At 64.9% G+C, this 20,268-nt stretch carries 15 protein-coding genes and 3 pseudogenes; 12 read left to right on the top strand and 6 right to left on the bottom strand.

Annotated features, from left to right (window positions below; all coding sequences use genetic code 11):
- Positions 1-187: 187 nt before the first annotated feature.
- The 7 genes from ccmC to CI805_RS19740 are packed head-to-tail and all read left to right on the top strand — an operon-like array spanning position 188 to position 5,110.
- Positions 188-925 (top strand): heme ABC transporter permease CcmC, encoded by a 738-nt coding sequence (ccmC, locus tag CI805_RS19770; RefSeq protein ID WP_260928363.1) that lies wholly within the window; start codon positions 188-190, stop codon positions 923-925.
- Complete coding sequence (gene ccmD, locus CI805_RS19765) at positions 925-1,068, top strand: heme exporter protein CcmD (protein WP_260928362.1); 144 nt, start codon at positions 925-927, stop codon at positions 1,066-1,068. Before ccmC ends, ccmD begins: the two co-directional genes overlap by 1 nt.
- Complete coding sequence (gene ccmE / locus CI805_RS19760; protein WP_260928451.1) at positions 1,068-1,532, top strand: cytochrome c maturation protein CcmE; 465 nt, start codon at positions 1,068-1,070, stop codon at positions 1,530-1,532. The genes ccmD and ccmE overlap by 1 nt, the downstream gene beginning before the upstream one ends.
- A complete protein-coding gene (locus CI805_RS19755; protein ID WP_260928450.1) occupies positions 1,529-3,487 on the top strand; it encodes a heme lyase CcmF/NrfE family subunit in 1,959 nt (652 codons plus the stop codon). Before ccmE ends, CI805_RS19755 begins: the two co-directional genes overlap by 4 nt.
- Positions 3,484-4,050: a DsbE family thiol:disulfide interchange protein gene (locus CI805_RS19750; RefSeq protein ID WP_260928449.1), complete on the top strand. Its 567-nt coding sequence runs from the start codon at positions 3,484-3,486 to the stop codon at positions 4,048-4,050. The genes CI805_RS19755 and CI805_RS19750 overlap by 4 nt, the downstream gene beginning before the upstream one ends.
- A 17-nt stretch (positions 4,051-4,067) precedes the next feature.
- Positions 4,068-4,466 carry a cytochrome c-type biogenesis protein CcmH gene (locus tag CI805_RS19745; protein WP_260928357.1) on the top strand — a complete coding sequence of 133 codons (399 nt, stop codon included), beginning with the start codon at positions 4,068-4,070 and terminating at the stop codon, positions 4,464-4,466.
- On the top strand, positions 4,463-5,110 hold the full coding sequence (locus CI805_RS19740; protein WP_260928448.1) for a tetratricopeptide repeat protein: 648 nt from the start codon (positions 4,463-4,465) through the stop codon (positions 5,108-5,110). The genes CI805_RS19745 and CI805_RS19740 overlap by 4 nt, the downstream gene beginning before the upstream one ends.
- A 101-nt stretch (positions 5,111-5,211) precedes the next feature.
- On the opposite strand, the pseudogene CI805_RS19735 reads toward CI805_RS19740, so the two are convergent.
- The 3 genes and pseudogenes from CI805_RS19735 to CI805_RS19725 form a co-directional block, all read right to left on the bottom strand.
- A pseudogene (locus tag CI805_RS19735) lies at positions 5,212-7,124 on the bottom strand (CocE/NonD family hydrolase).
- Complete coding sequence (locus tag CI805_RS19730; protein WP_260928446.1) at positions 7,121-7,312, bottom strand: hypothetical protein; 192 nt, start codon at positions 7,310-7,312, stop codon at positions 7,121-7,123. Before CI805_RS19730 ends, CI805_RS19735 begins: the two are co-directional and overlap by 4 nt.
- Positions 7,291-9,440: pseudogene (locus CI805_RS19725) on the bottom strand (prolyl oligopeptidase family serine peptidase). The gene CI805_RS19730 and the pseudogene CI805_RS19725 overlap by 22 nt, the downstream one beginning before the upstream one ends.
- A gap of 285 nt (positions 9,441-9,725) precedes the next feature.
- Between CI805_RS19725 and CI805_RS20990 the strand changes: the two are divergent.
- Together CI805_RS20990 and rpoD are read left to right on the top strand one after the other, a co-directional pair.
- A pseudogene (locus tag CI805_RS20990) lies at positions 9,726-10,390 on the top strand (cold-shock protein).
- 373 nt (positions 10,391-10,763) lie between these two features.
- A complete protein-coding gene (gene rpoD / locus CI805_RS19705) occupies positions 10,764-12,797 on the top strand; it encodes an RNA polymerase sigma factor RpoD (RefSeq protein WP_260928437.1) in 2,034 nt (677 codons plus the stop codon).
- A 238-nt stretch (positions 12,798-13,035) separates the two neighbouring features.
- On the opposite strand, the gene CI805_RS19700 is transcribed toward rpoD, so the two are convergent.
- Genes CI805_RS19700 through CI805_RS19690 form a run of 3 tightly spaced genes read right to left on the bottom strand, consistent with a single transcriptional unit; the run spans position 13,036 to position 17,261 of the window.
- Positions 13,036-14,289 (bottom strand): APC family permease, encoded by a 1,254-nt coding sequence (locus CI805_RS19700; protein WP_260928435.1) that lies wholly within the window; start codon positions 14,287-14,289, stop codon positions 13,036-13,038.
- Between the two features lie 51 nt (positions 14,290-14,340).
- Complete coding sequence (locus CI805_RS19695; protein WP_260928433.1) at positions 14,341-15,822, bottom strand: S10 family serine carboxypeptidase-like protein; 1,482 nt, start codon at positions 15,820-15,822, stop codon at positions 14,341-14,343.
- Positions 15,822-17,261: a S10 family serine carboxypeptidase-like protein gene (locus tag CI805_RS19690; RefSeq protein WP_260928431.1), complete on the bottom strand. Its 1,440-nt coding sequence runs from the start codon at positions 17,259-17,261 to the stop codon at positions 15,822-15,824. Before CI805_RS19690 ends, CI805_RS19695 begins: the two co-directional genes overlap by 1 nt.
- A 214-nt stretch (positions 17,262-17,475) precedes the next feature.
- Between CI805_RS19690 and CI805_RS19685 the strand changes: the two genes are divergently transcribed.
- From CI805_RS19685 to CI805_RS19675, 3 genes are read left to right on the top strand one after another with little or no spacing between them, the layout of a single operon-like run.
- Positions 17,476-18,732: an aminotransferase class V-fold PLP-dependent enzyme gene (locus CI805_RS19685; protein ID WP_260928430.1), complete on the top strand. Its 1,257-nt coding sequence runs from the start codon at positions 17,476-17,478 to the stop codon at positions 18,730-18,732.
- Positions 18,733-18,753: 21 nt separating this feature from the next.
- The gene (locus CI805_RS19680; RefSeq protein ID WP_260928428.1) at positions 18,754-19,899 is read left to right on the top strand and encodes a S10 family serine carboxypeptidase-like protein; all 1,146 of its coding nucleotides are present in this window, start codon (positions 18,754-18,756) and stop codon (positions 19,897-19,899) included.
- A complete protein-coding gene (locus tag CI805_RS19675) occupies positions 19,854-20,264 on the top strand; it encodes a hypothetical protein (RefSeq protein WP_260928426.1) in 411 nt (136 codons plus the stop codon). Before CI805_RS19680 ends, CI805_RS19675 begins: the two co-directional genes overlap by 46 nt.
- Positions 20,265-20,268: the final 4 nt, after the last annotated feature.

Below are 20,268 nucleotides of genomic sequence, written 5' to 3'. Positions count from 1 at the left end.
TGAACCTTAGGGAGCCTTCCGGACATTTCGGAGGGCTCCGTTTCGTCTGGAATGACCGCTGTGTCCATGAAGGCCCGCGCAGTTTTTCCGCGACACGCGCGAGGGAAGTGATAGGCGTGAATGACGTCTTCACGCCTGCAAGAATTAATCGAGATCGTTGATGAGTTCCGCCCCTAGAGCTTCCGGCATGCACGGTTTGGCGAATCCGGCTCGTTTTTTGCGTCTGGCGCGGGTTTTGCTGCCGGTGTGCCTGATCGGCGGTGTCGTGCTGGCGGGCGGGGCGTTGGTGTTCGGGCTGTTTTGTGTTCCGCCGGAGCGGCTTCAGGGGGACACGGTGCGGATCATTTTCCTGCATGTGCCTGCGGCGTGGCTGGGCATGGCGGGGTGGTCGGGGATTGCGGCGGGGAGTTTTTCGCAGGTCGTATGGCGCCATCCGCTGGCACCGGTGGCGGCGCGGGCCTGCGCGGTGCCGGGGGCGGTGTTTACCGCCGTGTGTCTGGCGACGGGCTCGTTGTGGGGGCGTCCGGCGTGGGGTGCCTGGTGGGTGTGGGACGGTCGGCTGACCAGTATGCTGGTGCTGCTGCTGCTTTACCTTGCGTGGATTGCGCTGGCGCGGGCGAGCGATGAGGCGTCGGTGGGCGGTGAGCCGCCGCTGGCGCCTGCCCTGTTCGGGCTGGTGGGCACGGTGAACCTGCCGATCATCCACTATTCGGTGATCTGGTGGAACAGCCAGCATCAGCCGCCCAGCATCACGCTGGGCAAGTCGGCCATCGCGCCGATCTTTCTCTATCCGCTGTTCGCAGCGACGCTGGGCTTCACACTGATCTTTGCAGCCTGCGTGCTGGCGCGGATGCGCGCGATCCTGGCGGACCGGCAGGCCGATGCGCGCCTGCGCCGCATGGCGCTGGGCGAGGAGGCGGCCTGATGCGCGCGGCCTTCGATGCTTGGCCCTATGTGATCGCCGCCTATGGCGTGGCGCTGGGCGCGACGATCGCGCTGGTCGCCTGGTCGCTGTGGACGATGAAGCGGGCCGAGGCGCGCCGCGACAAGATCAAGCGTCGTCGCTGATGCGGACGTCTGTTCTGAAGGCGCGCAACCAGCGCATGGTGCTGGTGTTGCTGGCGATTGCGGCGCTGCTGGGGGCAGGGCTGCTGGCCGCCTGGGCGCTGCGCAGCGAGGCGAGCTATTTCTATCTCCCGGCAGAGATCCTCGCCCATCCGCCCAAGCCCGATCAGGAGGTCCGCCTTGGCGGCATGGTGCGGCGCGGCTCGCTGCACACGCTGGCCGACGGCGTGACGGTGGCCTTCGAGGTGACCGACGGCAAGGTGAACGTACCCGTGCGCTTCACCGGCATCGTTCCTTCGCTGTTCGTCGAGGGATCGGGCGTGGTGGCACAGGGGCACATGGAGGCGGAGCACGACCTGTTCGTGGCGACGCAGCTTCTGGCCAAGCATGACGAGAAGTACGTGCCGCGCGAGATGGCGAGCATGAGCGCCCAAGAGGCACACGAACTCGTGGAACACACGCAATGATCGCGGAACTGGGCCTTGCTGCCCTGTGGATGGCCGCGGCGCTGGCGCTGCTGCAATTGCTGGCAGGGGTGCTGTCGACGCGGGGCGGTGACAATGAGGAGAGTGCAGCCTTCGGCGCGCTCGCCCGCCCGGCAGCGGTCGTGCAGGGCGTGCTGGTACTGGCGGCCTTCGCGTGCCTTGCCTGGTGCTTCGTCGCGACGGACCTGTCGGTGGCGCTGGTCGCCAGCGATTCGAGCGCGGACAAGCCGCTGATCTTCCGGCTTGCCTCGACCTGGGGCAACCACGAGGGCTCGATGCTGCTGTGGGTGGCAGTGATGGGCCTTGCCGGTGCGCTGGTCGCGCTGCTGGAGCATCGCCTGCCCGAACGCACGATGCGCATGACGCTGGCGGCGCAGGCCTTCGTCAGCCTTGGCTTCTATGCCTTCCTGCTGCTGGCCTCGAACCCGTTCGCCCGGCTCGATCCGGCGCCGCCTGCGGGCATGGGGCTCAACCCGCTGTTGCAGGACATGGGCCTCGCGTTCCATCCGCCCACGCTGTACCTGGGCTATGTCGGGCTCTCGATCGCCTTCAGCTTTGCGGTGGGCGCGCTGGCGAGCGGCGAGGCGGGGCGTGCCTTTGCCGTGGCGATGCGGCCCTGGGTGCTGGGCGCATGGATCTTCCTGACGCTGGGCATCACCTTGGGCTCGTACTGGGCCTATTACGAACTGGGCTGGGGCGGCTGGTGGTTCTGGGACCCGGTAGAGAACGCCTCGCTGATGCCCTGGCTGGCGGCGACCGCGTTGTTCCACTCGGTGAATGTGCTGGCCTCGCGCGATGCGCTGCGGGTGTGGACGGTGATGCTGGGGGTGATCGCCTTCTCGATGTCGATGATCGGCACGTTCCTGGTGCGCTCGGGCATTCTGACCAGCGTCCATGCCTTTGCCGTCGATCCGACGCGCGGCACCTTCATTCTTGGGCTGCTGGCGCTCTACATCGGCGGCGCGCTGCTGCTGTTCGCCTTGCGCGCCGGGCGCATCCACGAAGGCGCGCGCTTCGAGCCGGTGAGCCGCGAGGGCGCGCTGGTGCTCAACAATGTACTGCTGACGGCGATCCTGGCGATCGTGCTGTTCGGTACGCTCTATCCGCTGGTGGCCGAGGCCATGGGCGAGCGGGTCTCGGTGGGGCCGCCCTACTTCAACCCGGTCTCGGCACTGTTCGCGGTGCCGATGCTGGTGGTGCTGATGGTCGGGCCGCTGCTGCGCTGGCGCCGCGACACATTGCCGCGCGTGCTGCCGCTGCTGACCGGCGCGGCGATCATGATCGCGCTGGCCGTCATCGCCGTGCTGGTGTGGGGCGGGGCGAGCGTGCTGCCGTTCCTCGTGCTGGTGCTGGGGGCAGGGCTTGCCGTGGCTTCGTGGATGCCGCTGGTCTCGCGTCGCCGCCTGAAGGCGCCGCTGCCGCTGTGGGGCATGGTGATCGCGCACTTCGGGATCGGCGTCGCGCTGATCGGCATGGGCTGCGAGAGCACCTGGACCATCGAGCGTCTCGTTGCCCTGAAGCCCGGACAGAGTACGCAAGTAGGCCCGTGGAGCGTGCGGCTTGCCGCCATTGAGCCGCAGGCCGGGCCGAACTGGACCGCGCTGGAGGCCGAACTCGACGCACGCTATCGCGGCGGGGCGCCTGTTCACCTCCAACCGCAGGCGCGCATGTTCTGGGCGCCACCACAAGGCACCAGCGAGACGGCGCTCCATACCCGTTGGAACGGGCAGCTCTATACCGTGCTGGGTGAGCAGACCGACGATGGCCGCTGGCAGCTGCGGCTGTGGTGGAAGCCGTTCGTGTCGCTGATCTGGCTGGGCGGGGTGCTGGTCGCGCTCGGCGGTCTGCTGGCCTTGGCCGGACGCGTGGGGAGCGGATGGCGGCGCGGCCGGATCGTGCGACGGATCGAGGAACGCCGGGAAGAGATGGCGCGATGAGTACGCCTTCGACACCTCAGGCCCGCACCTCGAACTGGATGATCTGGCTGCCGCTGGCGCTGTTCGCAGCCGTTGCCGCGCTGGCGCTGGCGGCGCTGCTGCGGCCGCAGGAGACGGCGGTGCGCAGCGCGATGGTCGGCAAGCCGATGCCCGCGTTCTCGCTGCCCGCAGGGCTGCCCGATGGCGCCGGAACCGGCTTCGACAGCCGGGCGCTCGCCGATGGCCATGTGCATGTGGTGAACGTCTTCGCCTCGTGGTGCCTGCCGTGCCGGGTGGAGGCGCCGCAGCTGGCGGCCCTGCGTGCCGCAGGCGTGCAACTCGTCGGCATTGCGGTGCGCGACGAGCCTGGCGATCTGGCGAAGTTCCTTGCCGTCAACGGCAACCCGTTCCAGACGATCGGGCGCGACGACAGCGGACAGGTGCAGCTTGCGCTCGGCTCTTCGGGCGTGCCGGAAAGCTATATCGTCGATGGGCACGGGGTGATCCGCTACCAGCATATCGGCGAGATCCGGACAGAGGACATGCCGGGTCTGCTGGCACAGATCCGCGAGGCCGGGCGATGAGGCGGACACTTGCCCTGATGGCGATCACCGCAGCGCTCGGACTGGCTGCGCCCTCACTGGCGCAGGAGCTTCAGGGCACCGCGCCCTATGCCTGGCGCCAGCTCGACGACCCGCAGCAGGAGGCCAGGGCCAGGGCGCTGATGGCAACCTTGCGCTGCCTGCAGTGTCAGGGGCAGTCGATCGCCGATTCCGATGCGCCGATCGCAGGCGCGATGCGATCGCTGGTGCGTGAGCGGATCGCGCAAGGACAGACGCCCGCGCAGATCCGCAGCTGGCTGATCGGGCGCTATGGCGATTACGTCAGCTATGCCCCGCCGCTCGATGGTGCGGGCTGGCCGCTCTATGCGCTGCCGGTGGTGCTGGTGGTTCTGGGCACACTGATAGCCCGCACGCGTCTGGGCAGGAGAGCATCATGATCTGGCTGGCGGTTCTGATCCTTGCAGGCGCGATCTTCGCCCTTGCGGTCTGGCGCCTGCGGGTGCCGCGCAGTGCATACGGCGCGCTGGCGGCAGCGCTGGCGGTGGGGCTTGCAGGCTATGCCGTGCAGGGCCGACCCGACCTGCCAGACCGTCCTACCGATCCCGTGCAAGCCGATGCCGACAATCCGGGACTGCTGGTCGATCTGCGCCGCAAGGTGACGAACAGTACGATCCCGCCGCTCAACCGCTGGGTGATCGTCTCCGACGCGCTGGCCCGCAACGGCGACTATGCCAGTGCAGCGGGCATCCTGCGCGCCGCCATCGAGGAAGACCCGAAGAACAGCGAGGCCTGGCTGGCGCTGGGCAATGCCCTGCTGATGCACGCCCACGGCTATCCCTCACCGGCCGCCTTCTACGCCTATCGCCGCGCCGGACAGGCCGATCCCAAGGCGCCCGGCCCACCGTTCTTCACAGCCCTCGCCCTCGCAACCTCGGGAAAACTGCCGCAAGCCGCAAAGATCTGGGCCGATCTCCTCACCCACGCGCCCAAAGATGCCCCCTGGAAACCCCTCGTCCAGCTCCAGCTCGCCCATGTGGAAAGCACCATTACGGCACAGCCCCCCGCACAACCCGAAAGCTGACAAGGGGCGCACGCCGTGCATCTTGGGGCAAGGGTGACTCCGAAAAATCACCCTGCTGCCATCGCGGGATCAGCTGAGGCTCTCTCGCTTCGTGTAGCGGCCTAGTCCTGTGCAACGGGCAACCAGACGGCGCTTGCGGTTTCCCCTCCATGCTGCACCGTCTCTGTCGCCTTCACATAGTCTTCCGGCTTGGCCTTCATGATCGAGGGCACCCACTTTTGCGGGTTGCGATCGTAGAGCGGGAACAGGCTCGACTGGACCTGCACCATGATCTTGTGGCCGGGCAGGAAGACGTGATCGACGTTGGGCAGCGACCACTTGAAGTTGTAGCTCTTGCCCGGTTCCAGCGGTGCGGGCGTGGCGAAGCCGTGAACGTAGCGGCCGCGGAAGATCTCGATCCCCATCGGCAGTTCGTAGCCCGCCATGTCGGGGTGCGCTGAATCCTCTGCCGGATAGACGTCAATCAGCTTGACCACATAGTCGCTGTCCTGCCCGCTGGTGAAGGCGTGCAGGTCCACCTTGGGGGCGCCCTTGATGTGGACGGGCTTGGTCAGCGTGCCCGTGGAATAGCTCAGCACGTCGGTCCGGCTGTCGGCGAAGCGCTGATCCTGCACCAGCCAGGTCTTCCATTCGTCGCCGTCCATATGGATCGGACGCGGCAGCATCGGGACAGGCTTCGCCGAATCGGAGACGTAGCTGTCCTGCCCGGCGGCGGCAGGCTTGCTCCAGGACAGGCCGAAGCCGTCTGCGAGGTAAAGCGGGGTATAGTTGCCGTCAGGCCATTTCTGCGAGACCTCCCATTGGTCCGCCCCGGTCGAGTAGGTGATGACGGGCGGCGTACGGCAGGCGGGCGGATTGCTCTTGAGGTGGCAATCGAGGAAGGGTAGCTCGTAACGCTCGCGGAACTGCTGGGCCGTGTCGCCTTCAAACTGCAGATCGCCGAGCGAGCGTCCGATATAGTTGACGCCCGAATGGCGCCACGGACCGATCGCCAGACTGACCATGTTGTTGTTGGTATCCTTGGGCTCCAGCGCCTTGTAGACGGCCGGGGCGCCATAGCTGTCTTCCTGATCCCATTCGCCTACCACCAGCAGCATGGGAACGGTGAGGGGACGCTTGCCCAGTTGCTTGTCGACCGCCTGATACTGCCACCAGGCATCGTAAGCGGGGTGTTCGAGCACCTTGCGGATCGCCGGGATATCCAGCAGCCCGTATTTTTCCGCATAATCGTAGGCAGAGCCTGCTTCGAGGTAGGCGCTATAGTCCTCGCCCGTGCCGCGCGGCACAGCGCCGCCGCCCTTGCCGACGGTCTGTTCCAGATCGTAATCGTACCCGAATGTGCGGAACGCGCCATTGTGGAACCAGTCGTCGCCCATCCAGCCGTCCACCATCGGGCTTTGCGGGACGGTGGCTTTCAGCGCGGGGTGCGGATCGACCGTGCCCATCAGCGCGGTAAAGCCCTCGTAGGAAGAGCCGATCATGCCGACCTTGCCGTTGCTTTCCTTCACGTTCTTCACCAGCCAGTCGATGGTATCATACGTGTCGGTGGCGTGGTCGGTCTTGGTCTTGTTGAATTCGCCGCGCAGGGGCGGTTCATCACGTAGTCGCCCTGGGACATGTGCTGTCCGCGAATGTCCTGGAACACGCGGATATAGCCGTTGTCCACGAAGAGGCGGTCGGAATAGCGCACGACCTCGTCGATGTTCTGGCTGCGGTTTCCGCTGGCGGCGGCTTCCGCGTCATACGGTGTGCGCGTCAGCAGCATGGGGGCGTCGGTCAGCCCCTTGCGGAAGATGATGACGGTGTGCAGCTTCACCCCGTCGCGCATCGGAATATCGACCACGCGACGCACGAAATTGGCCTGAGGGCGCACCCAGTCATAGGTGCCGACTTTCTCGTTCGCCATGGTGTCGAGCGTATCGTTGTTGGGAGCCGCGAAGGCGCCATAAGCGGGAAACGAAAGAGCGATGGTGGCGGCACCATAGGCAAGTGCGCGGGAGATATGTTGTATCATGCGGTGAAGGTGAACCGGGTCGCCCATGCGGTCAAGCGAGAGATGGCAATTCGACGGTTTGCCGGCGTGCCGGCGCCATTGTCATGCTGCATGAACAGAAGAAGGCCGGGGTGAGCGCCTGCGAAGAGGATCGTTCTTCGCAGGCGCTCAAGGGATTGATCTGCGATCAGTTCATCAGCTTCTGCCACATGTAGGTCATCGTCAGCGCTGTCGTGCGCGCCGATTGCTTGATGTCGGCGCCCGCGCCGTGGCCGCCTTCGGTGTTCTCGTAGTAGTAGAACGGCAGCTTGAGGCTCTCCATCTTCGCGGCGAACTTGCGCGCGTGCTGGGGGCCGACGCGATCGTCCTTGGTGGTGGTGAAGATGAAGGGTTCGGGGTATTTCGGCCCGATCTTCAGGTTCTGGTAGGGCGAGGTCTTCTCCCAGAACGCGCGCACGGCCGGGTCGGCATTCACATCGCCATATTCGCCCTGCCACGAAGCGCCCGCAGCGATCTTCGAGATGCGGATCATGTCGAGCAGCGGCACCTCGATCAGCACCGCGTTCCACAAGTCCGGGTGCTGGACGAATTCGACGCCCATCAACAGTCCGCCGTTCGATCCGCCCTCGATCCCGAGGCGGCGCGGCGAGGTGATCTTGCGGGTGATGAGGTCTTTCGCCACGGCGGCGAAATCGTCGTAGATGATCTGCCGTTTCGTGGTGAGACCGGCCTCGTGCCATTTGGGGCCGAACTCGCCGCCGCCGCGAATGTTGGCGAGCACGAAGGCGCCGCCGTTCTCCAGCCACAGCTTGCCGGTGGTGCTGGAGTAGTAGGGCGTCTCGCTGACCTGGAAGCCGCCGTAGGCGGTCATGATCGTCGGCGTGGTGCCATCGTAGGAAATATCCTTGCGGTGGACGACGAAGTACGGGATTTTCGTGCCGTCGCTGGAGGTTGCCTCCAGCTGTTCCACCACATCGCGCGAGGCATCGAACTTGGGCGGCAGGGCCTTGGCCTTGGCGAGCGTGTTCCCGGCGGTGTGTGCCAGATAGAGCGTCGAGGGATCGAGGAAGCCGCTGGTGCTGACGAAGGCCATGTCCGACTGTTCGTCGGTCGCGCCGTAATCGACCGAGAGATTGTCCGGCAGCGGCAGTTGTGACTCTTTCCAGCCCGTAGCAGTCGGCGTGAAGACCAGCGCGCGACCGCGCACGTTCTCCAGCGTGCTGACCAGCAGCGTGTCACGGGTGGAGGTGATGCCGTTCAGCGCATCGCGTGGGCCGGGCGCCCAGATGAGCCTGGCCTGCAGTTTCGCAGGCGCGGCCAGTACGGAGGGAAGAGCGAGTTCGACCAGCGAGCCCGAGCCGAAGCGCTTGCCGCCGGTGCTCCAGTCCTGATCGAGCTGCACGATCACCCGGCCTGCGACGAGGGCGACGACGGAGGCCTTGTCCGGAATGGCAAGGCGCTCTGCCCCGCGCGCGGTCAGCACGAACGTCTGGTGGCGGAAGGTGTCGAGCGGGCGTTCGATCACGGCGAGATGGTTGCCCTTGCCATCGTGGAGGACAGCCGGGGTAACGCCATAGCCACCATCCTGCGGATCGCCGCGATAGACTTCCTGTGCGGAGGACAGGGGCTGTCCGCGTGTCAGGCGCTTGACCACGAAGGGGTAGCCCGATGGGTCAGGTCCTGCGGCGTCCAGTCGGTGGCGACCAGCAGGTGGTCGCGGTCCTCCCACGCCACGCGATGCTTGCCGCGCGGCAGGTGGAAGCCGTCCTTGACGAAGCTGTCGGTGTCGAGATCGAACTCGCGGATCTCCACCGCATCCTCGCCGCCGTCCGACAACGAGACGAGGCAGCGGTTCTCTTCGGGTTCGAGGCAGTCGATGCCCTTCATCACCCAGCTTTTGCCATCGGCCTTGCCCAGCGCGTCGATGTCGAGCACGGTTGTCCAGTGCGGCGTCTCGGTGCGATAATCCGCCAGCGAGGTCTTGCGCCAGATCCCGCGCAGATGGTCCTGATCCTGCCAGAAATTGAAGATCGCGCCATGCAGGAAGCTGGGCGCGGGGATGCGATCCTTGGCCCCGGCCAGCGCCAGCGCCTGATCGTAGAAGGTCTGGTAATGCGGATCGGCCTGAAGGCGCTGCGTGGTGGTGGCGTTGTGCGCGTTCACCCAGTCCATGGCCTGGGGCGAATCCACCTGTTCCAGCCAGAGAAAGGGATCGGCGTCATCCTGCGACGGGTTCGCCTCGCCCGTCGCGGGTGGCTGCGCCGTACCCTGCGCCTGTGCGGCCAGTGGAAGAGGGGCCGCGGCCAGCGCCAGCACGGCTATCAGGGTGGAACGCATCTCTATGAATCTCCCGCCAAAGAGCCTTCACGATGCCGTGTTCGATCGACCTTGTGTAGAGGCATTCCGCATTTGCGCCCAGGCATGATCAGGGGGCAGCGATGGCGTTGATTGGACCCCTGCATGTCATATGTCACGCTATTCACAGAACTCCGGTCGCCAAAGAGGCATTGCGCTGCTATGGCCCGACTTCCCTGCATCCGGAAACGGGTTATGCGGCCTTGCGTGCTACGTTCACTCGCGAGGATTAGGTTTCTTCGGGCGTAGCTTAAGGTACTTGAAAAGATGGGATTCGACAGGGGAAATCGCGGTGGTGGTCGCGACCGGTTCGGCGGTGGTGACGATCGCTGGGGTGGTGGTAACGACCGCTTCGGGGCGGCGATCGCTTCGGCGGTGGCCAGCGTGGCGGCTTCGGTGGCTCGCGCGGCGGCGGTTTTGGCGGCGGCGGTTCGCGTGGCGGCCCAGGCAATTTCGTCGGTCAGGGGCGTGGGACGGTCAAGTTCTTCAACCCCGACAAGGGTTTCGGCTTCATCCAGCTGGAAGATGGCGGCGACGATGCTTTCGTGCACATCAGCGCCGTGCAGTCCGCTGGTCTTGAAACGCTGGCGGAAGGCCAGCAGCTGGAATTCCAGCTGGTCGAGCGCAATGGCAAGGTGTCCGCGTCCGAGCTGACCATCGTTGGCGAAGTCATCGTTGCCGAACGTCGCGAGCGGGCTCCTGCGCCGCGCCAGTCGACGGGCGAAAAGGCTACGGGAACGGTCAAGTTCTTCAATGTATCCAAGGGCTTTGGCTTTATCGTGCGCGATGACGGTCAGCCTGATGCCTTCGTGCACATCAGCGCTGTCGAGCGTGCGGGGCTGCATGGCCTTTCTGAAGGCGATCAGCTTGAATTCGAAATCGAGATTGATCGTCGCGGCAAGTCATCTGCCGTGAATCTGGTCCAGCGCTGAGGGGCTTTGGCCATGGCCGCCGCAGGTGGTCATGGCCTCATCTCCGGCTTTCCTCGGTCGCAGCGCGAACGGCGACGGAACAAGACGCGCCTTATTGCAATAGCCTGGATCCAGGCCCACCTTCGACAGGCTACCACCAGGGCAAGGATATGGATACCGCCTTCGAGAGCGCGGCACATCCTGCTGAAGGTAGATCGGCTTTCTTGTGGAACTGATGATCGGCCAGATCACTTAGATCCTACAGCAGAGGTAGTTCGTCTTACCTGAACGGGTGCCCTAAAGGGGGCTTGTCAGGCGGATGATTTGAAAACCTGCTCTTGCTGCTGACGAGCCCATCGTCATGGCAAGGCGTAATAAGACAACAACGGATTGCATGACTAACGACGATCGCAGCAGCGACAACGACTCTCCTCTTCTCGACCTGGACAAGGGTTCGGTCCAGCGGTTCATCGCGCGCGCCAAAAGCCAGGGCGTCGTCACGGTCAAGGAACTGAATGCCGCGCTGCCGCAGGACCAGATGACCACCGACCAGATCGAGGACATCATGGCCGCGATCTCGGAAATGGGCGTCAAGATCATCGAAAACGACGATGAGGATGACGAGGACGGCGAGCAGGAAGACGGCGTCGAAGCTGTAGACGGCCGCGACGATGATTCCGGTTCCGACGCCGAGTTCGACGAAGGTAATTCCCGGCGTCGTCCTGGCGAGACGCGCAAGGCCGACACGTCGGCGCGCTCCGATGACCCGGTACGTATGTACCTGCAGGAAATGGGTGCCGCCGAGATGCTCAGCCGCGAGGGTGAGGCGGCTATCGCCAAGCGCATCGAGGCCGGCCGCGACATGATGATCATGGGCCTTTGCGAAAGCCCCATGACCTTCCATGCGATCATTGGCTGGTCCGAAGCGCTCAACAATGGCGACATGCTGCTTCGCGAGATTCTCGATCTCGACGCGATGCTCTCCAAGGAGCCGCAGCCCGAAAATCTGGGCGAAGACGGCGACGACAACGGCGAGATTTCCGCTGCCACTGCAGGTCCGTCTTTCAAGGATGATGACGATTCCGGCGAGGACAACTCGGAGGAAGTCGACGAAGACGGGAACCCGGTCCCCAAGCGCAGGGTCGAAGAGGATGAAGAGGATAACACCCTTTCCCTCGGCCAGATGGAAGCTGCGCTTACACCCGAAGCGCTGGAGAAGTTCGCGCTGATCACCGAGCTGTTCCGCACTTTCGAAGGGCTCCAGCGCGAGCGTCTCGACGCTCTGGCGCTGGGTATCGACTTCCCGGCGGGCAAGGAAGACCAGTACCAGCAGCTGCGCGAGGATTTGACCGCGCAGGTGGAATCGGTTCAGTTCCACGCGACCAAGATCGAATATCTGGTCGACAACCTCTATTCCTTCAACCGTCGTCTGACGACGCTGGGAGGCCAGATGCTGCGTCTGGCCGAGCGCCACAAGGTGAAGCGTGCCGATTTCCTTGAAGCCTATACGGGCCGGGAACTGGACGACACCTGGGTCGCCGAAGTGTCCAGGACGGACAAGAAGTGGGCGGCCTTCGCGGAGAACGAGGCTGAACCTGCCGAACGCATCCGTCTGGAAGTATCGGATATCGCCACCGCCACCGGCATGGCGCTTCCCGAGTTCCGCCGCATCGTCAACATGGTCCAGAAGGCGGAGCGCGAAGCACGCATCGCCAAGAAGGAAATGGTTGAGGCGAACCTGCGTCTGGTGATCTCGATCGCCAAGAAGTACACGAACCGCGGCCTGCAGTTCCTCGACCTTATCCAGGAAGGCAACATCGGTCTGATGAAGGCGGTCGACAAGTTCCAGTACCGTCGCGGCTACAAGTTCTCGACCTATGCCACGTGGTGGATTCGTCAGGCGATCACGCGTTCGATCGCCGATCAGGCGCGCACCATCCGTATCCCGGTGCATATGATCGAGACAATCAACAAGCTGGTGCGTACCAGCCGTCTCTTCCTCCATGACAAGGGCCGCGAGCCCACGCCGGAGGAAATGGCGGAAAAGCTCTCGATGCCGCTCGAAAAGGTGAAGCGGGTTCTGAAAATCGCCAAGGAGCCGATCTCGCTCGAAACACCGATCGGTGACGAGGAAGATAGCAGTCTCGGCAATTTCATTCAGGACGAGAACGCCGTCATCCCGGTGGATGCAGCGATCCAGGCCAATCTGAAGGAAATGATCACCCGCACGCTGTCATCGCTGACACCTCGCGAGGAGCGCGTGCTGCGCATGCGCTTCGGCATCGGCATGAACACCGATCATACGCTGGAGGAAGTCGGCCAGCAGTTCTCGGTGACGCGCGAACGCATCCGCCAGATCGAAGCGAAGGCGTTGCGCAAGCTCAAGCATCCGAGCCGCTCACGCATCATGCGTGCGTTTCTCGACTAGGCCAGGGGGCTGGCTCACCTGTAGCAGACGGTCACTGCCGGCGCGCCGTCAAACACGGCGCGCCGTCTGGCTGGTATCTGCGCACCGTTCTGGTGCAGGGATTGCGCAGGCGGGGGCTACCATCACATGATGTAGCAAGCCTGACTTCGGGAAACGCCTGCTTTCCGTTGATGACAGCTTCGGGGCGTGAACCGAACGGGCCTCGGTGGCTGAAGAGGTTTTCTGTAGAAAATGAAGATCATTTTCTGGTTATACGACTTATCGTGTAATAGATGGCACCGACGGAAAGCCATCCCGCAAGCAGGGCATAGGGGCGCCAGTCGGCCTCAAGGCCTACGAAAATCAGCAGTACAGCGCAAAGCGCACCGGTATAAGACAGCAGCCGCATCGTCGGGCGTGAGAACTTGAAGCTCGCGGCCTCATAGATGTCGGGATGACGCTCGGTCACGCGCGCGGCGGAGAGGCAGATGCTGGCGTATTTTGCCAGATTGGGGATGTTCACTGCCAGGAACAGGAACGTCAGCTGCATCGGCATGAACAGGCCGAGGCAACCGAGCCCGAAAACCGCGATCAGCGCAATATGCGGGGTCTTCCACTTCGGATGGACGCGGGCGAGCGGTGCGGGCAGGGCGCCTGCCAGCGCCATCGCGTAAAGGCTGCGGCTGAACATCGCGAACAGCGCATTGAGCGACTTGCCGATCGAAAGCACCGCGGCAATCGCAATCACCGGGACCGCCATCGGCCCCATGAAGTGGCGCGCGGCCTCCAGGATCGGCGCATCGCTGGCGCCCAGCGCATCGCCGCCCAGAATACCCAGCGCCACGAAGCCGACGGCGAGGTAGATCACTGTCGCCGAGCCGATCGATAACGCAATGCCGAGCGGGATCGTGCGGCGGCTGTCGGCCACTTCGGCGCCTGCTTCCGTGGCGGCCTCGATACCGAAGAACAGCCCCATCAGCAGCGGCGTCGCGGTGATCATGCCGCTGATGCCGTGCGGAAACAGCGGTTGCAGGCGCGCCGGATCGACCGCCGTGCTCCCGCCCCACACGACGAACACCGCGAACAGCACAATCATGCCTGCCAGCAGAACCTTCTGCACGCGCGCGGCAATTTCCACGCCGAACAGGTTGGCCAGCAGCGCCAGCAGCAGCACCGCCAGCATCGTCGGTTTGGTGGGCAGGGCGACCATCATCGAGGCGTACTTCACCAGCACCAGTGCCAGCACGACGATGGCGCCCACATTGGCGACGATCCGCGCCCAGCCGATGGCAAAGCCTATGGAGGGGTGAAGGAAGCGCGCGGGCCACGCGAAGGAGGCGCCGGATACCGGGCAGGCCGAACCGAGGAAGGCATAGCTCACCGCGATCAGATACATCGGCAGCGCCGCGATCAGCGCGGAGAGCAGCATCGCCGGACCCGCCATCTGCGCGGCAGGCGCAATGGCGGAGAAGATCGACACGCCGACCGCCGTGCCGACGCCGAGCGCGACCACCCCACAGGTCGATACCCTTCTTCAGCGCCGGGGCGCCCTGTGCGGCCTCGCTCATCGGGCGCTATCCGCAGTGATGAACGTGCGAAGATCCGTCATCAGCTTGTGCCAGCTGGTATCGTCGGAATAGCCGACGTGTCCTGCGGTATAGCGCTCGTTGCGATACTGCGCCGGGGCCAATCCGCTTTGTGCGAACAGGTAATCCGCCGCGCCGATGGTGGTGGTGAGGTCGTAATAGCCCGTGCCTACGAACAGGCGCATGCCGGGTTTCGCGGCCATCGCCTTTTCCAGACGCGCCATGAACGGCCAGTCGTTAAAGGGGCTGTCACCGGCGCCATAGCTCCAGTCATCTTCTACCGGCACGATCACTTTGTAGTCGGCGGTATCCTTGATACCCATCTGGGTCAGCTGCTCGGAGATCGCCTTGCCGTAAAGGTTCGACACCGCAGAGAACGCATCGGGGCCGACCACTTCACCCGCGTTGGCGGCGCGCGGCGCGGTGTAGCGGGCATCGTAGCGGCCCAGCACCTTGCCTTCGGTGCGCAGCAATTCGACGCGGAACTTCTCCTTCGAGATGCGCAGGTCATGGGCGAGGTAATAGGCGCTGGAAATGCCGGTGAGCGCTGCGAGCTTCGCGGCCACCGCTTCGCGCTGTGCGGCAGGCAGGTTCTGCCCGGCATAGAGCGCATCGAGATAGGTCGGCTCGTAGGCCTTGGCCTCGCTGGCGCTGCCTTGCGGGGTGCAGGGCGCGGCGCGCTTGTGGTGATAGCAGGCGATGGCGGCCAGCGTGGGCAGGGCGACCGGGTACGTCACCACGTTATCGGGCCGTTGTGAGGTCTCGATCATGTTGAGCGCCTGCCCCAGCAGCACGACGCCGCGGATGTTGAGCGCGGCATCCTGCGTGTGCAGGGCATCGACCATCGCGGCGGCGCGGATCGTGCCGTAGCTTTCGCCCAGAATATAGATCGGCGCCTTGCTGCGCCCGTGCGCGGCCAGCCAGTTTCGGGCGAGTTGCGCCACGGCATCGGCATCGCCTGCGACCGAGTGATAGAAGCGGGCATCGGCACTGGCGGACAGGCTCGAAAAGCCGGTGCCGGGTGGATCGAGGAATACCAGATCGGCAATGTCGAGCGGGGTCTCGGTGTTGGGCTCCAGCGTCGCACTGGCCGGGATCGGCTTGGTGGGATCCTGCGGTACATGGGCACGGACGGGGCCGAGCGCGCCCATGTTGAGATAGGCCGAAGCCGCGCCGGGGCCGCCGTTGAACACGAACAGCACGGGGCGCGTATCGGCCTGCCCGCCCGCATCGCTGCGGACATAGGAGATGTACCCGGCGGTGGCATCGTCATGGCCCGGCTTGCTGGCGACCGGCACAACGCCAGCTTCGGCCATGAGCGCGATGCGGTGGCCGTGGATCGTCACGCTTTCGGCATGGCGCGCCTTGATCTCGGTCGTCTGTGCATGGGCGGACGGGCTCGCGGCGAGGGTCATCGCCAGGCTCATCACCGATGCGATCTTGAGGCTTGCGGTCTTCATCACTTGGCTCCCGAGCCGCGCAGGAAGGCGGCAAGATCGTTCCCGAAGCGCAGGGTCTGCGTCGGGTCCGCGTACATCATGTGGCCGCCTTCATAGCAGCGCAGCGTGAACCGCGCGCCGATGCTGCGCGGCAGTTCGGCTACGGTCATCGCATTGCCGATGCAACTGTTCAGCGAATCGTAGAGCCCCGCCGCGACCCATGTCCGCAGGTGCGGGGCCTTTTGCATCGCGCGTTCGATCCACGGCTGCGAGGCGCTGGGCGGGCCTTCTCCGGCCATGGCGCGGGCCAGCGATTGCGGCGTGACGGGGGACTGATCATATTGCCAGTCTTTCCCCGCGTCCGAAACGGGGGCGTCGATCCCGGCGTAATGTCCCTGCGCATAGTTCAGGTCGTGGCGGTAATAGGCGAGTACGGCGGCTTGCTGGGCGCTTTCGTCCGGTTCGTCCGTGCGCCGCATGTCGAACACATCGAGCATCTTGCCCGGCACCAGCCCCTTGCGGAAGGCACGCGGGGAGACCCAGAGCGTCTTGGCGTCGATGGCGCCGGCATCAAGCCCCTGATAGCGCGCGAGGCTGGCGATCACGGCGGTGCGTTGCGTATCGCTCAGCGCGTCGGGGTTCGCGAGGGCGGGGATGTAGACGGTCTCGGCCCAGTGCTGTGCCGCTGCCAGCGTGCGGGCGCGGTCCTTCATCAGGTCGGGCGCCAGACGACCGAGCGCAAAGGCGGTGGCCGTGCGGTTGACCAGCGAGACGGCGCGGCGGCGTTCGGGATGCGGGTCTTCGCCCAGCGGGATGCCGCCTGAGATCAGCGCGACGCCGCTGACCGGGATGCCCTGCTCCACCAGCACCTCTGCCACGCCAGAGGCGCGCCATGTACCGAAGCTTTCACCCACGAGATTGAGTGCGCTGTTCTGGCGATGATAGGCCGCGCGCCAGTCCGCCACGAAGCCGGAAACCGAGGCGATATCGGCGCGGGTGCCGAAGAAGGCGCTGGCCTTGTCAGGGCTCTGCGCGGTGCTGAAGCCGGTGCCGACGGGATCGACGAACACGAGGTCGCTGGTCGCGAGCGGGCTGGCGGAATTGTCCACCAGCTTGCCGTCGCGGAACACTCTCGGCCCGACGGCGTGAAACTGCAGCGTGCTGGAATCGGCACCGGGTCCGCCGTTCCACACGAAGCTGAGCGGCCGCGGTGCGCCGGTCTTGCGGGGCGTAGGAACCAGATAGGCGGTATAGGTGATCTGCGCGGTGGCCACACCGTCCAGATTGCGCACGGGAAGGCTGCCGACACAGGCGATATAGGCCGTCTGCCTGCCCGCAATCACTGCGCGATGATGCGTCTCGACGGCATCGGGCGCGCACAGGGTGCTCGCCTCGGCACCCGCAGGCATGAACAGGGTGCCTGCGGCCAGTGCGGCGCATGATACTGCCAGCTTCAGCATGAGAAATCCTCCGTGCCATTCCAATAGAGCGGATGGAGCGGCATTTTTATGCGCAGTTGGTGATAGCCGGTTTAGGATGGGGCTGGTTCCGCCGCATTTATCTCCGATCTTTGGGAAAAACCGCAAAAACTATTCAGGCCTGTCGGGCTAGAGTACGCCAGACGAAGGACACTAAATCGAGGCGATGGTGGCGACGGCACTGACACGAAGGACCATGCTGGCAGGCGCCGGCGCAGCGACGATTGCGGCAAGGCCCTTGCTGGCGAGCGCGGCGGACGCGGTGGCGAGCCTGCCAGCGCTGCCCGACAAGGCGAGCTTTGCTCCGCTTCATGGCACCTATCTCGATTCCGGGACGATGCACCCGGTGCCGCTCGGCGCGCAGGCCTCGGTGAAGGCATACCTCGAACAACGTGGGACGATGAACGGCTATTGGCAGACCGACGACGTCGAGGCGCGGGTGAAGGGCAACTTCGCCCGGCTGATCAACGCCGATCCCGCCGAGATCGCGCTGGTTCAGAGCACCACGGCGGGCGAGCAGGCGATCATCGACGCACTGGGACTGAACGGCGGCCTTGGCGCACCGCGCAAGAGCCGGATCGTCACCGACACGCTGCATTTCTTCGGCTCGTTCTATCTCTACGAGGAACTGGCGCAAAAGGGCGTCGATGTCGCCTGGGTCCGTCCCCGCACGGACAAGGATGGCACGCGCATTGCCATCGAGGACATGGAAAAAGCGATCACGCCGGGCACCACGCTGGTCGTGCTCTCGCTGGTTTCGACCTACAACGGCTTCGAGCACGACCTGAAGCGCGTGTGCGAGATCGCCCATGCGAAAGGTGCGCTGGTCTATGCCGATATCGTCCATGCCGCAGGGGCGGTGCCGGTGGACGTTCGCGCCACCAATGTCGATTTCGCCGCCTGCGCCAGCTACAAGTGGCTGATGGGCGATTTCGGGCTGGGTTTCCTCTATGTCCGCGCCGACCTGCATGACCGGCTGAACCGCACGCGTTTCGGCTATTACCAGCTCGACGGGTTCGACCCGCATGTCTACCCGCTCGATGCGCCAGCCCACGATCCGCGCTATCCGATTGCCGACGTGACGCCGCGCAAGGACATGGAGGGGCTGTTCGCCGGGGGCACGTTCCCGCATACGATCCTGGCCGCGCTCGACTATTCGCTCGACCATCTGGTGAAGATCGGCGTGGACCGGCTGACGGCGGCGCGACGCCCGCTGATGGCACGGCTGCATGCCGGGCTGACGGAGAAGGGCTACAGCGTGGTCACGCCGCCTGACAGCCGCACACCGCTGATCACCTGCGTACTGGAAGATGCGCGCGGACGGATCGCGGCGCCTTTGAAAGCTGCGGGCGTACAGATCACCGTCTCGAAAAACCGCTTCCGGGTGAGCCCTTCCGTCTTCAACGACATGGCCGATATCGAGCGGCTGCTCGATGTGCTTCCGCCTGCCTGATTTTTTGCCAAAGGACCGATAATGCGCCTTGCCCTGATCCCCGCGCTGTTGCTCGCTGCCGCTCCCACTGCCCTGATGGCGCAGGACGAGGGCAATGCGCCGATGTCCCCCGCTTTCCTGCAGGCGATGGAGCCGATGGTTCCGCGCGATGCCGCCAGCGACCGTCAGGTCACGACGGCCCACGCGATCACGCTCAATGGCCGGAAGCTCGCCTATCACGCCATCGTCACCGAGACGCCCATGCCGGGTTCCGATGGCATGCCAGTGGCCGAAGGGGTGAGCTATGCCTATGTCGCCGATGGCGTGAAGGACGAGACGAAGCGCCCGGTATTGTTCGTGTTTAACGGTGGCCCCGGCGCCTCGTCCTCGCCGCTGCATCTGCAAGCCTTCGGGCCGCGCCGGATGGTCGGCAAGGATCAGGCTGCGCACATCGAGGATAACCGCTTCACCCTGCTCGACAGTGCCGATCTGGTGTTTATCGACCCGGTGGGAACCGGGGCCTCGATGCCGATCAAGGGCAAGGATGCCTCGTCCTATTTCGGCGTTGGCGGCGATGCGCGCGGCGTTTCGCTGATCATCTCGCGCTGGCTCAAGGCGCATGGCCGCACCGCCTCGCCGGTGCTGCTGGTGGGCGAAAGCTACGGCACCTCGCGCGCGCTGGCGATCCTCAACGAGAACATGAAGGCCAGGACATGGCTGCCCGATGGCGTCGTGCTGCTTTCGCTGGCGATTGGCGACACCGATGGCCCTGTGATCGCCGATGCCACGCTGCTGCCGACGCTTTCCGCCGTCGCGTGGTATCACAATGCTATCGACCGGGGCGGGCGCACGGTGGAGCAGCAGTTCGCACAGGCGCTGCATTTCGCCCAGACGGACTACGCCTCGGCGCTGATGCAGGGACCGTCGCTGCCTGCCGCCGAAAAGGCGCGCGTGGCGCAGCAGATGTCGGCGTTGATCGGTATCCCGGCGGCTACGCTGGAAGCGGCCGACCTGCACCTCGACAAGCGCCAGTTCATGCTGACCCTGCTCGCCGCCAAGGGGAGCGCACCGGCCAGCTCGATGCGCGCGTCACCCGTGCGCTGTCGCAAAGCAACCTGCGCCCGCCGTTCGACGATCCCTCGATGGCGTTCAGCTCGGGATCGTCCAAGGCGGTCGAGAGATATCTGAAGGACGAACTCGGCTATTCCGTGCCCAGTCCCTACCGGAACCTGAACCTTGGCATCAACTTCAAGTGGAGCTGGGACAAGGAATACGGCGGCAGCTATCAGGCGATGTCCTTCGCGCCCTATCTGACGGCGGCGATGGCGGAGAAGCCGACGCTGCGCCTGTTCGCTGCCGGAGGCTACTTCGATGTGACGACGCCGGTCTATGCGGGCCAGTTCGCGCTGGAGCAGAACGGCGTTCCCGCTAATCGCATGGCCATGCACCGCTACGCCTCGGGTCATTCCACCTTCGAGGACGAGACTGCGCTGGCCTCGCTCAGCCGCGATCTGCACGCCTTCGTGGCGCAAGTGGTTGCCGAGAAGAAGTGAGGTA

The sequence above is a fragment of the Novosphingobium sp. 9 genome, from assembly GCF_025340265.1.
Taxonomy (GTDB): Bacteria; Pseudomonadota; Alphaproteobacteria; order Sphingomonadales; family Sphingomonadaceae; genus Novosphingobium.
Note: the sequence above shows the minus strand (reverse complement) of the source record. Positions and strands in the feature narration are given on the sequence as shown.

What these genes read in the sequence shown, in the direction of transcription:
- CI805_RS19740 (WP_260928448.1), top strand. Translation starts at nt 4,463, where the DNA reads ATGATCTGGCTGGCGGTTCTGATCCTTGCAGGCGCGATCTTCGCCCTT.
- CI805_RS19745 (WP_260928357.1), top strand. Translation starts at nt 4,068, where the DNA reads ATGGCGATCACCGCAGCGCTCGGACTGGCTGCGCCCTCACTGGCGCAG.
- ccmD (WP_260928362.1), top strand. Translation starts at nt 925, where the DNA reads ATGCGCGCGGCCTTCGATGCTTGGCCCTATGTGATCGCCGCCTATGGC.
- CI805_RS19750 (WP_260928449.1), top strand. Translation starts at nt 3,484, where the DNA reads ATGAGTACGCCTTCGACACCTCAGGCCCGCACCTCGAACTGGATGATC.
- ccmE (WP_260928451.1), top strand. Translation starts at nt 1,068, where the DNA reads ATGCGGACGTCTGTTCTGAAGGCGCGCAACCAGCGCATGGTGCTGGTG.
- CI805_RS19695 (WP_260928433.1), bottom strand. Translation starts at nt 15,822, where the DNA reads ATGAAGACCGCAAGCCTCAAGATCGCATCGGTGATGAGCCTGGCGATG.
- ccmC (WP_260928363.1), top strand. Translation starts at nt 188, where the DNA reads ATGCACGGTTTGGCGAATCCGGCTCGTTTTTTGCGTCTGGCGCGGGTT.
- CI805_RS19675 (WP_260928426.1), top strand. Translation starts at nt 19,854, where the DNA reads ATGGCGTTCAGCTCGGGATCGTCCAAGGCGGTCGAGAGATATCTGAAG.
- CI805_RS19755 (WP_260928450.1), top strand. Translation starts at nt 1,529, where the DNA reads ATGATCGCGGAACTGGGCCTTGCTGCCCTGTGGATGGCCGCGGCGCTG.
- CI805_RS19690 (WP_260928431.1), bottom strand. Translation starts at nt 17,261, where the DNA reads ATGCTGAAGCTGGCAGTATCATGCGCCGCACTGGCCGCAGGCACCCTG.
- CI805_RS19685 (WP_260928430.1), top strand. Translation starts at nt 17,476, where the DNA reads ATGCTGGCAGGCGCCGGCGCAGCGACGATTGCGGCAAGGCCCTTGCTG.
- CI805_RS19680 (WP_260928428.1), top strand. Translation starts at nt 18,754, where the DNA reads ATGCGCCTTGCCCTGATCCCCGCGCTGTTGCTCGCTGCCGCTCCCACT.
- rpoD (WP_260928437.1), top strand. Translation starts at nt 10,764, where the DNA reads ATGACTAACGACGATCGCAGCAGCGACAACGACTCTCCTCTTCTCGAC.